This is a genomic window from Halanaerobium sp. (assembly GCF_003070835.1).
Map to the genome: position 1 here is coordinate 1 of NZ_QBLR01000119.1, position 10,306 is coordinate 10,306.

Here is a 10,306-nt window from a genome sequence, read left to right on the forward strand (position 1 = left end):
CTCAGGGGGAGGGATTCCTGCATTTTATGCAGATTCCTAACCTGACAATTATGATAACTATTAATATTTTTAAAAAAACTATTAGATTTGACGTAACGAATATTATAAATGGAGGAAATGATAATGAAAAAGAAAATTATAACAATTATGCTGACACTGCTTCTGGCTTTTAGTTTAACAGCATTTACAGCCGGAGCAGAAGAGACAATAACTTATGAATCAGAAAATGGTCCGATTGAGGTTCCTGCTAATCCTGAGAGAGTAATAGTGCTTTCTTCTTTTACTGGTAATGTTTTAGCACTTGATGTAAATCTTGTGGGAGTAGATTCCTGGTCTAAAAATAATCCTAATTATGATCTGAAAGGTATTCCTGCAGTAACAGATGATAATCTAGAAAAAATTCTGGAATTAAATCCCGATTTGATTATTGGCCTTTCTAACATAAAAAATATTGACCGTTTAAGTCAAATAGCTCCAACCGTTACTTATACATACGGTAAACTTGGTTATTTGGAACAGCACCTTGAAATTGCTAAGTTATTAAATAAAGAAGAGGAAGCAAGAGAGTGGATTGCAGATTTCAAAAGCCGTGCAGAAGCTGCTGGCGAGAAAATTAAAGATAAGATCGGGGAAGATGCAACAGTAACAGTTATTGAAAATTTTAATAAAGAATTATATGTTTTTGGAGATAACTGGGCTAGAGGGACTGAAATTCTTTATCAGGAAATGGAACTTGAAATGCCTGAACGGGTTAAGGAACTTGCTTTAGAAGATGGTTTCCATGCTCTCTCATATGAAGTTCTACCTGAAATAGTTGGTGATTACCTAATTATTTCTAAAAATACTGAAACTGACACATCATTCCAGGAAACAGAGACCTATCAGAATATCCCTGCTGTAGAAAATGGGAGAGTCTTTGAGGCAGATGCCACCAAATTTTATTTTAATGATCCAATTACTTTAGAATATCAGCTGCAGTTTTTTATAGATAACTTTTTAAACTAACTGTAGTTTTATAAAAAGTCTGTTATTGAATCTGAAATTTTATTATTAAAGAGGGTTTTTTATGATTAAGAATGCAAAAAAAAATGAAATCAAAAAGAAGCTAGAATTTAAATATATTTTAGCAGCAAGTTTAGCAGTTCTGTTAATGTCATTTTTAACTGCAGTGGCAGTGGGCGCAGCTGAAGTATCTTTAAGTCAGGTCTGGCAGGCTTTAACTTTTAGCGGGAGCTCAGATAAAATTATCATGCTTCAAGAAATTAGAATTCCCAGAACCACAGCGGCTGTGGTTGTTGGTGCAGCTTTAGCTGCTGCTGGAGCTATTATGCAGGGGATGACCAAAAATCCTCTTGCCGACCCCGGTTTATTCGGCCTGACAGCAGGAGCAAATGCTGCTTTAGCCTTTTCTTTAGCAATTTTCCCTACCCTTAATTATTTTGGAACTATGCTGTCTAGCTTTTTAGGAGCAGCTCTGGGAGCTGGACTGGTATTTGGAATTGCATCAATAAATAAAAGAGGATTTTCTCCTTTTAGAATAGTTCTTGCTGGTTCTGCAGTTTCTACTTTTCTTTATGCTGTTGCAGAAGGGGTTGGAATCTACTTTCAGATTTCTAAAGATGTTTCAATGTGGACAGCAGGAGGCCTGGTTGGTGTCAGTTGGTTACAGCTTAAGTTAATTGCACCATTTGTGCTGCTAAGTCTTGCTGCAGCTTTTTTTCTTTCCAGGCAGCTGACAATTTTAAGCTTAAGAGAAGAAATTGCAGTTGGTCTTGGTCAGAAAGTTTTTAGAACCAAAATATTTTTATTTTTGATTATTATTACCTTAACTGGACTTTCAGTTGCTCTGGTTGGCAATATTGTCTTTTTAGGTTTAATGATCCCACATCTTGTTAGAGCAGTTGCCGGCAGAGATTATCGTTTTATCCTTCCCCTGTCTGCAGTTTTTGGTGCTATATTTATGCTGCTAGCAGATCTTTTGGGGAGAACAATTAATGCTCCTTATGAGACACCTGTGGTAGCGATTATTGCTATGCTGGGACTGCCGTTCTTTTTGATGATTGTTAATAGAGGGAGAAGCGATTTTTAATGTTTAAGCCTGAAATTATAAAAAAACAGAAGATAATAATTTTTAGCCTAATGATCTTAATTGTCCTAACATCACTGCTTAACCTGGTATTTGGAAATTCTATTCTAACATTAGATAGAATAATTCCGGTACTTCTTGGTCAGGGCGAGTTTAATGAAAACTTTATTCTTTTTTCTATTCGTCTGCCCCGTCTTTTAATTACGCTTATGGCAGGTATGGCTTTAGCACTTTCCGGTTCAATACTGCAGGGACTGACCCGAAATGATCTCGCTGATCCGGGAATAATTGGTATCAACTCAGGAGCAGGTTTTGCAGTTGCCTTATTTTTTCTTTATTTTCCTGTAGAGGCAGGTAAGTTTATCTATTTTTTGCCTTTAGCGGCATTTGGAGGGGCATTAATAACTGCCATTTTAATTTATCTTTTCTCTTATGACAAGAATAGTGGTATTAAACCTATTAAGTTAATTTTAGTTGGAGTTGGATTTTCTACTGCCTTATCAGGAGCCATGATGGTCTTGATTTCTTCTGCAGATAGAGCAAAAGTAGAGTTTATTTCACGCTGGCTGGCTGGAGATATTTGGGGTACTGATTGTCCCTTTGTGCTGGCCCTGCTTCCCTGGTTATTAATTTTACTGCCGGCAGCATTGTATAAGGCAAATCGATTAAATATTCTGGCACTGGGTCACAGTGTGGCAGTTGGAGTCGGAATGAAGGTAAAAAGAGAGCAGGCAATTTTACTTATAATTGCGGTAGGTCTGGCAGCTGCAGCGGTCTCAGTGACAGGTGGAATTGCATTTGTTGGTTTAATGGCACCACATATTGCTAAAACTTTAGTTGGTAAGAGAAACCAGCTCTTTATTCCAGTAGCTGTTCTAACTGGTGGCTGGCTTCTTTTAGCAGCAGATACAATAGGTACAAATATATTTCAACCACAGGGTATTGCAGCTGGAATTATGGTTGCAGTAATTGGTGCTCCCTATTTTGTTTATTTAATTGCCAAAAAATAAAAATTTAAAAATTACATCTTTGATATGGTGTTTTTAATTTAATAAGCTGCAGCTTTTTAAAACTGCAGCTTATTTTTTAGGTTATTTTAATTAGTTATATTAAAAATATTTTCTTGTTTTATTGGCTATTTTGACCAGGGTTAGCATTACAGGAACCTCAACTAGAACTCCAACTACTGTCGCCAGAGCGGCACCTGACTGCAGACCAAAAACTGAGATAGCTGTTGCTACAGCCAGCTCAAAAAAGTTGCTGGCTCCAATCATTCCTGCCGGTGCAGCTACAGAGTGATTGATATTCCAGAGTTTGGACCAGCCATAAGCTATTATAAAAATGAAGAAAGTCTGAATGGTCAGTGGAACAGCAATTAAGAGAATATGGAAGGGATTATTTAAAATTACATCTCCCTGAAATGAAAAGAGTATAATTAAAGTTAAAAGCAGACCGATTACAGTAAGCTCACTTAAGTTTTTAAGAAAAATCTCTTCAAACCATTCTTTTCCTTTGTGTTTAAGTAAGTATTTCCGGGACAGATAGCCTGCTGTCAGCGGAATAACAATATATAAAATCACTGAGAGTAAAATTGTATCCCAGGGAACAGTTAAATTATTTAAGCCTAATAGAAACATAACCAGCGGAGCATAGGCAAAGATCAGGACCAGGTCATTGATTGAAACCTGAATTAAGGTGTAAGCTGGATCTCCATCAGTTAGATAGCTCCAGACAAAAACCATGGCTGTACAGGGTGCAGCTCCGAGCAGTATTGCTCCTGCAACATACTCCTGGGCCAGTCCGGCAGGGATTAAGTTTTTAAAGATCACCTGCAGAAACAGCCAGGCGAAAAAGTACATCGTAAAAGGTTTGATCAGCCAGTTGCTGACCAGGGTGACAGTTAATCCTTTTGGCTTTTTACCAGCTTCAAAAATAGAGCTGAAATCAATCTGGACCATCATGGGATAGATCATAAACCAGATTAAAATAGCAACAGGAATAGAAACCTGGGCGTATTCGAATTTGCTTAAGGTATTTGGAAAGGCTGGCCATAATCTGCCGACAGCTACCCCAATAATAATGCAGAGTCCAACCCAGATGCTTAAATATTTTTCAAAAATACTTAAAGAATTGTCATCATCTTTCACTTCAATTTCTGTTTTAGAATTTTCTTTTTTTAATTTATCACTCATAATAACCCCTCACTTTATATTAATAGATTCGGTTTTAATCATATGCCTGCTTAAAAAATAGAATAGCAGCTCAAACGAACAGACTAAGCTTAAACTGCTATTCTTATTTAATTAGATTTCATCATTCTTTACTTTTTCAATCAGCTCTTTAACTTTCTGATCAATAATTTCTCTTGTTTCTCTAAAAACTTCCATTGGGTGACCTGCCGGATCATCTAAGCCCCAGTCTTCTCTAAATTTACAGGGTATGTAAGGACATTCAACACCACAGCCCATTGTAATTAAAATATCCAGTTCAGAAGGAATCTCTTCCAGTAATTTTGGATAATGATCACTGATATCTATCCCAACTTCATCCATCGCTTTAACAGCGTTTGGCTTAACCTCTGGAGATGGATCAGTACCTGCACTGTAAACTTCTAAAATATCACCAGCATATTCTCTTGCAAAACCTTCTGCCATCTGACTGCGGCAGGAATTACCAACACAAATAAATCCAACTTTATACTTCATTTAATTTCTCTCCTCATAAATAATTATTTTATTTCAAAATTGAATCTTAAAATTACTACTTTGAAAATAGATTACTTTCAGGCAGTGTTTCACAGCTTAAAGAACTATTATTGTATTTTGCCAGTCGTTTTAGGTCCGCTCTGGCATCAGCAAAGTTGTTTAGCTCATCCTCAATTAAAAGTTTTAAAAATTGATGCTCACTCAGCATTTTTTCGTTGAGATGGTAATATATCCACTGAGCTTTTTTTCTGCCTTCAATTAAATTAACCTGCTTTAATTTGGCCAGATGTCTGGAAGCATTGGACTGATTAACCTGCATAATATTTTCTAATTCACAGACACAGAGTTCACTTTTAGCTAAAAGATTTAAAATCCTGATTCGGTTTTCATGGGCCAGAGCCTTTAAGACCTCAATAATCTCCACTTTAAGACCTCCTATATTCGAATATTCGATTTTAATCATATTTAAATTATATTTGTATTTTTTTAGATAGTCAAGTCATTTTCAATAATTTAAAATTTATTTTACATAGAGCTTAAGAGTTGAATTTCGATTGTTAAAGTCAATACTGATAAAAAATGATGTTTTTGTAACAATTAACCTAAATCGTAATCTATTAAATTAAAATTATAAAAGGGGTGTTAATTATGAAGGCAATAGTTATTGAGCATTATGGAGATGAAGAAGAATTAAAAGAAAATGAATTAGCGAAACCTGAACCAGAGGCTGATGAAGTTTTAATTGAAATCAAGGCGGCAGCTGTTAATCCAATCGATTGGAAATTAAGATATGGTTATCTTAAAGAAAAATTTCCCTTTGAATTTCCTATAGTCTTAGGCTGGGATGCAGCTGGAATAATCGAAAAAGTAGGAGAAAATGTAGATGCTTTTCAAAAAGGTGATCGAGTTTTTGTTAGACCAGAGCTTACAAATCGCGGTACTTATGCTGAATATACTACAGCAAAAGCGGAACTCGTTGCAAAGATTCCAGATAATATTAATTTCAAAGAGGCAGCTGCAGTTCCCCTAGCAGGCTTAACTGCTTATCAAACTCTTGTGGATGTTGGGAACTTGGACTCAGGTGAGAAAGTATTGATTCATGCTGGTGCCGGAGGGGTTGGTAATTTTGCCATTCAAATTGCTAAAAATCTGGGAGCCTATGTTGCAACAACTGCAAGCACTAAAAATGTAGAGTTTTTAAAATCTCTGGGAGCTGATGAGGTAATTGATTATACAAAAGATGATTTTTCTCAGGAGTTAGAAGATTATGATCTAGTTGTTGATACTCTTGGCGGAGAAGTACAGGAGAGAAGTTTTGATGTCCTCAAGAAGGGCGGTAAGCTGGTCTCGATTGTTAAAGAGCCTGATCAGGAAAAAACAGAAAAACTTGGTGTTGAAGCTAAGTTTCACTGGTTAATACCGGATGGGAAAGAACTTGCCTCACTGGCTGAAATGATGAAAAAGGAGAACCTAAAGCCTGTAGTAGGTACAGTATTTCCGTTTACAGCCCAGGGCTTGAAAGACGCTCATGAGCTCAGTGAAACCCATCATGCTAGAGGGAAAATTGTTATAAAAATTGATCAATAACTTAGTAAGTGGTCAGGAAAATTATTATCTTAGATTTAATGAAATTGAAGGAATACCTCTTTTTTAGATGAATTATAGTAAATATAAAATAAATTATTTAACTTAAAAAGAATTATTAATTTCATCTAAAACCAAATTAATTTATTGCGGGAGGTAATTATCATGGCTGGATTAATGTCAGGAAAAAAAGGAATAATTATGGGGGTAGCAAATAATAAATCTATCGCCTGGGAGACTGCAGAGAGATTAAAGTCAGAGGGAGCAGAACTTATTTTTACCTATCAGAATGAAAAAATTGGAGAAAAGGTTATTCCTTTATTTAAAGAAATTGGAGCCAAAAGCTATCACAGTTTAGATATCACAGATGACCAGGAATTCGAAGAAGTTTTTAAAAAGATTGGAGAAGACTTTGGAGGTCAAATAGATTTTATAGTCCACGCAATTGCCGGTGGTCCTAACAAAAAGGATTTAAAAGGGAAATATATGGATACTGATCGCAGTAGTTTTCTGCGCAGTATGGAAATAAGTGTTTACTCTTATGTTAAAGCTCTTCAGCTGGCTTATCCTTTTATGAAAGAAAAAGGAGGAGCAGCAGTTACCCTGACCTATTATGGAGGAGAAAAGGTGATTCCTAATTATAATGTTATGGGAGTTGCCAAGGCTGCACTGGAATCTTCAGTTAAATACCTGGCTGCAGATCTAGGTCGGGACAATATTAGAGTTAATGCCCTTTCACCAGGGCCAATTTTAACCAGAGCTGCCAGCGGTATTTCTGATTTTAGAGCTTTAATGAAAAATTTCAAAGATAAATCTCCTATGGGAAGATTAGTTGAGCAGAAAGAAGTTGCAGCAAGTGCCCTTTATCTGCTCAGTGATCTGTCCAGCATGGTAACCGGAGAGATTCTTCATGTAGATGGTGGTTATCATACCCAGGGATAGTATTTTTAATATAAAAAAAATATTCACTTAAAGAAAGTTTCAAAAGAAGCTAAATTAAAATAGAAATGAGGGGGAGATACTGATGGCTTATTTAATCTTTAAAACTATAATTTCAGCAGTTATAATTGTAGCTGTGTCAGAAGTTTCTAAAAGAAGTTCACTTTTGGGAGCAATTTTAGCTTCGCTTCCCCTGGTTTCTTATCTGGGAATCATCTGGCTTTATATAGATACTGAGAGTAAAACTCAGGTAGCTCAGTTATCAAGAAATGTTTTCTGGATGGTTATCCCCTCATTATCGTTTTTTATAGTCCTGCCGTTATTATTAAAGACTGAACTAAATTTTTATCTTTCATTAGCTATTTCAACAGTAATTATGATTGCTGTATATTTTGGAATGGTATTTATACTTCATAAATTTGGGGTAAATGTTTAGTATATTAGATGAAGTAGTGAAATTGTATTAGTAAAAAATTTAACATAAATTATGATACTTATTATCTACAATAAATATCAAGCTGATGATTTTGAAAAATTAATGGTGGTGGTTCTTATTTTTAATTTAGTTGAAACTTCATTAACTTTTCTGGTAATTACACTGGGGACTTTAGTTCACGGAATAGCTGGTTTTGGAGTGGCCCAAGTATCAATGGGTTTGATGCCTTTATTTAGAAGTCCAACTTCTGCCTCAATAAATTAAATTATTTTAAAAGAGGAAATAATTGGAGGTAATTTTAATGACTCAAAATTTTACTCTACTGCAGGTTAATGATACACACTCTTATTTAGAAAGCCATCCAGAATTATTTTGAAATGGTGAGCAGGCAGAATATCGAAAAGCTGGTGGTTATGCTCGAATCAAGACCCTGATTAAAAAAATTAAATCTGAAGAAAATGGGATTTGAAGGTATGACTGCTCATTGGGAATTTGGTTATGGTCCAGAAAATTTTTTGGAAATTACAGAAGAACTTAATTATCCAATGTTGGCGATTAATATCTATGATGAGAAAAGTGATGAGTTATTATTTGACCCCTATTTAGTAAAAGAATATGGAAATCTGAAAGTGGGAGTTATTGGGATTGCAGCTACTATTATTGATAAAGTAATGCCTGACTGGTTTAGTGAAGGGATATATTTGACTCTTGGTAATGAAGAACTTCCTACTTATATTGAGGAACTGAAAGAAAAAGATGTTGATGTGATAGTAGTTTTATCACATCTTGGTTTTCCTCAGGAGATCAAATTGGCAGAAGAGGTGGACGGAATTGATGTACTTTTAAGTGGACATATACATAATAGAGTCCATAAACCAGCTGTTGTTAATGACACAATTATTATTCAGTCAGGCTGTCATGGTTCATTTGTAGGCAGGCTTGATCTGGAAGTAGAAAATAAGAAGGTGGTAGATTTTAAGCATCAGCTTCTTACTGTTGAGGAAAATATAAAAGAAGATGAAGAAGTAAAGAGTGAGGTTGAAAAGGTTATGGCACCTCATCGGGAAAAACTGAGTGAGATTTTAGGATACACAGAGATACCTCTCCATCGTAATCTAGTTTTGGAATCAACGATGGATTATTATGGTATTGCTGTTTTTGGAATAACCACTGCAGTTGCCGGAGGAACTATTAGAGATGTTTTAATTAATAAGGATTTACCGGACATTAAGTTTTCCTGATCAGAAAATGAGGAATGAAAGTGTAGAAAACTTAAAAAAGATGGGCTATAAAGTTATTGAAAAAGATAATGACATATTTACAGAAGATTCAGCCGGTAATTCTATTAAATTAGTTATTTGATTTCTATGGCTTAACTTGGGAAGACAACTATTAAAGATATTATTGATTCTGATATCAAACAAAGAAAGGATTTGATCTGATGAATAAGCCAAAGATCGAAATCTATACCAAAAGCTGGTGCCCTTACTGTAGAAGAGCAAAGGCAATGTTAAAAAGTCTGGGGCTTGATTATACTGATTATGATATTACAGATAATGAAGAGCTGCAGCAGGAGATGGTGGAGCGGAGCGGCAAAAAAACCATACCACACCAGATCTAATGCAGGATTTTTTAAAACATCTTAGGAACTATAAGATTTACACACTTTTTGGAGAGGAAATTACAGATATTAACCCTCAGGAAGAAGGGCATATTCTGCTTACAAAAAGTGAAAAAGAAATTAAGACTAGAGCTGTTTTAATAGCTGCTGGAACTAAAAAGAGGCAGCTTGGAATTTCAGGAGAACATCAGCTAAAAGATAAGGGTGTTAGTTACTGTGCCACCTGTGATGGTTATATTTATGAAAATCAGCCGGTTGCTGTAGTTGGCGGAGGTAATTCTGGACTGGAAGCAGCGCTTGATATGGCAAAGATAGCGACTGAAGTTTATTTGATAATTAGAGGAGAACAGCTATCAGGTGACAAAAGTCTGCAGGATAAGGTAAATGACTCAGATAAAATTGAAGTCTGTAAATCATATCAGACAACTGAGATTAAAGGTGAGCAAAAAGTTGAATCTATAAGAATTAAAAATTTAAACACAGGTAAAGAACGCGAGCTTAATGTTAAAGCAATTTTTATTGAAATTGGTTTAATCCCCAATACAGGTTTTATTTGTGAAGATCTTAAAATTAATCAGGTTAATGAGATTATTATTGATCAAAATAATCAGACAAGCATTGAAGGGATTTTTGCTGCCGGAGATGTAACAGATATTAAAGACAAACAGATTATTATTTCTGCTGCAGAAGGTGCTAAGGCTGCCCTGAGAGCCAATGAATATTTAAGTTAATAAGAAAATGATTGAAATGAAGTAGAATATAGAAATAAAGCAATCAAATGCCAGGCATATTGTCTGGTGGTTTTTTTTATTTTCGTCGCTAAATATATTCAACCACTTAAAGAAGGATTCTTTTTTTGTTTTAAAAAAGTATTAAATTTAAACAACTTGTGCATTACTTCAAAAAATGATTAATTGCATTAATAGTATATATGA

Annotated in this window: 13 protein-coding genes; 10 read left to right on the plus strand and 3 right to left on the minus strand. The window is 35.1% G+C overall.

Annotation, left to right across the window (positions count from 1 at the left end; genetic code table 11):
* The first annotated feature begins 123 nt into the window (after nt 1–123).
* The 3 genes from CI949_RS12015 (at nt 124) to CI949_RS12025 (ending at nt 3,096) form a co-directional block, all read left to right on the plus strand.
* Nucleotides 124–1,005, plus strand: a complete 882-nt coding sequence (locus CI949_RS12015; protein ID WP_290766868.1) for an iron-hydroxamate ABC transporter substrate-binding protein — start codon at nt 124–126, stop codon at nt 1,003–1,005.
* 145 nt (nt 1,006–1,150) lie between these two features.
* Nucleotides 1,151–2,089 (plus strand): iron ABC transporter permease, encoded by a 939-nt coding sequence (locus tag CI949_RS12020; protein ID WP_365941576.1) that lies wholly within the window; start codon nt 1,151–1,153, stop codon nt 2,087–2,089.
* Nucleotides 2,089–3,096, plus strand: a complete 1,008-nt coding sequence (locus CI949_RS12025) for an iron ABC transporter permease (protein ID WP_290766872.1) — start codon at nt 2,089–2,091, stop codon at nt 3,094–3,096. The genes CI949_RS12020 and CI949_RS12025 overlap by 1 nt, the downstream gene beginning before the upstream one ends.
* Nucleotides 3,097–3,195: 99 nt before the next feature.
* Here the strand turns inward: CI949_RS12025 and arsB are convergent, their stop codons facing one another.
* The 3 genes from arsB to CI949_RS12040 all read right to left on the minus strand — a co-directional run bounded on the left by arsB (nt 3,196) and on the right by CI949_RS12040 (nt 5,215).
* Nucleotides 3,196–4,278, minus strand: coding sequence for an ACR3 family arsenite efflux transporter (gene arsB / locus CI949_RS12030; RefSeq protein WP_290766874.1), 1,083 nt, complete (start codon nt 4,276–4,278; stop codon nt 3,196–3,198).
* A gap of 111 nt (nt 4,279–4,389) precedes the next feature.
* Nucleotides 4,390–4,791, minus strand: coding sequence for an arsenate reductase ArsC (locus CI949_RS12035; protein ID WP_290766876.1), 402 nt, complete (start codon nt 4,789–4,791; stop codon nt 4,390–4,392).
* Between the two features lie 55 nt (nt 4,792–4,846).
* A complete protein-coding gene (locus tag CI949_RS12040) occupies nt 4,847–5,215 on the minus strand; it encodes a metalloregulator ArsR/SmtB family transcription factor (protein ID WP_290766878.1) in 369 nt (122 codons plus the stop codon).
* Between the two features lie 224 nt (nt 5,216–5,439).
* On the opposite strand from CI949_RS12040, the gene CI949_RS12045 reads away from it, so the two are divergent.
* From CI949_RS12045 to CI949_RS12075, 7 genes are all read left to right on the plus strand, one after another.
* Entirely contained in the window at nt 5,440–6,378 is a 939-nt protein-coding gene (locus CI949_RS12045; protein ID WP_290766880.1) for an NADP-dependent oxidoreductase, read from the plus strand.
* A gap of 162 nt (nt 6,379–6,540) precedes the next feature.
* Nucleotides 6,541–7,317, plus strand: a complete 777-nt coding sequence (locus tag CI949_RS12050; protein WP_290766882.1) for an enoyl-ACP reductase — start codon at nt 6,541–6,543, stop codon at nt 7,315–7,317.
* An 82-nt stretch (nt 7,318–7,399) separates the two neighbouring features.
* Nucleotides 7,400–7,750: a DUF3147 family protein gene (locus CI949_RS12055; protein WP_290766884.1), complete on the plus strand. Its 351-nt coding sequence runs from the start codon at nt 7,400–7,402 to the stop codon at nt 7,748–7,750.
* Between the two features lie 51 nt (nt 7,751–7,801).
* Nucleotides 7,802–8,014 carry a hypothetical protein gene (locus CI949_RS12060; protein ID WP_290766886.1) on the plus strand — a complete coding sequence of 71 codons (213 nt, stop codon included), beginning with the start codon at nt 7,802–7,804 and terminating at the stop codon, nt 8,012–8,014.
* 209 nt (nt 8,015–8,223) lie between these two features.
* Nucleotides 8,224–8,991, plus strand: coding sequence for a TRIC cation channel family protein (locus CI949_RS12065; RefSeq protein WP_290766888.1), 768 nt, complete (start codon nt 8,224–8,226; stop codon nt 8,989–8,991).
* Nucleotides 8,992–9,191: 200 nt separating this feature from the next.
* On the plus strand, nt 9,192–9,371 hold the full coding sequence (locus tag CI949_RS12070) for a glutaredoxin domain-containing protein (protein WP_290766890.1): 180 nt from the start codon (nt 9,192–9,194) through the stop codon (nt 9,369–9,371).
* Entirely contained in the window at nt 9,371–10,102 is a 732-nt protein-coding gene (locus tag CI949_RS12075) for an NAD(P)/FAD-dependent oxidoreductase (RefSeq protein WP_290766892.1), read from the plus strand. The genes CI949_RS12070 and CI949_RS12075 overlap by 1 nt, the downstream gene beginning before the upstream one ends.
* The last annotated feature ends 204 nt before the right edge of the window (nt 10,103–10,306 follow it).

Excerpts from the sequence above, each read along its gene's own strand:
- CI949_RS12015 (WP_290766868.1), top strand. The coding sequence starts at position 124 with ATGAAAAAGAAAATTATAACAATTATGCTGACACTGCTTCTGGCTTTT.
- CI949_RS12020 (WP_365941576.1), top strand. The coding sequence starts at position 1,151 with ATGTCATTTTTAACTGCAGTGGCAGTGGGCGCAGCTGAAGTATCTTTA.
- CI949_RS12025 (WP_290766872.1), top strand. The coding sequence starts at position 2,089 with ATGTTTAAGCCTGAAATTATAAAAAAACAGAAGATAATAATTTTTAGC.
- arsB (WP_290766874.1), bottom strand. The coding sequence starts at position 4,278 with ATGAGTGATAAATTAAAAAAAGAAAATTCTAAAACAGAAATTGAAGTG.
- CI949_RS12035 (WP_290766876.1), bottom strand. The coding sequence starts at position 4,791 with ATGAAGTATAAAGTTGGATTTATTTGTGTTGGTAATTCCTGCCGCAGT.
- CI949_RS12045 (WP_290766880.1), top strand. The coding sequence starts at position 5,440 with ATGAAGGCAATAGTTATTGAGCATTATGGAGATGAAGAAGAATTAAAA.
- CI949_RS12050 (WP_290766882.1), top strand. The coding sequence starts at position 6,541 with ATGGCTGGATTAATGTCAGGAAAAAAAGGAATAATTATGGGGGTAGCA.
- CI949_RS12055 (WP_290766884.1), top strand. The coding sequence starts at position 7,400 with ATGGCTTATTTAATCTTTAAAACTATAATTTCAGCAGTTATAATTGTA.
- CI949_RS12060 (WP_290766886.1), top strand. The coding sequence starts at position 7,802 with ATGATACTTATTATCTACAATAAATATCAAGCTGATGATTTTGAAAAA.
- CI949_RS12065 (WP_290766888.1), top strand. The coding sequence starts at position 8,224 with ATGACTGCTCATTGGGAATTTGGTTATGGTCCAGAAAATTTTTTGGAA.
- CI949_RS12070 (WP_290766890.1), top strand. The coding sequence starts at position 9,192 with ATGAATAAGCCAAAGATCGAAATCTATACCAAAAGCTGGTGCCCTTAC.
- CI949_RS12075 (WP_290766892.1), top strand. The coding sequence starts at position 9,371 with ATGCAGGATTTTTTAAAACATCTTAGGAACTATAAGATTTACACACTT.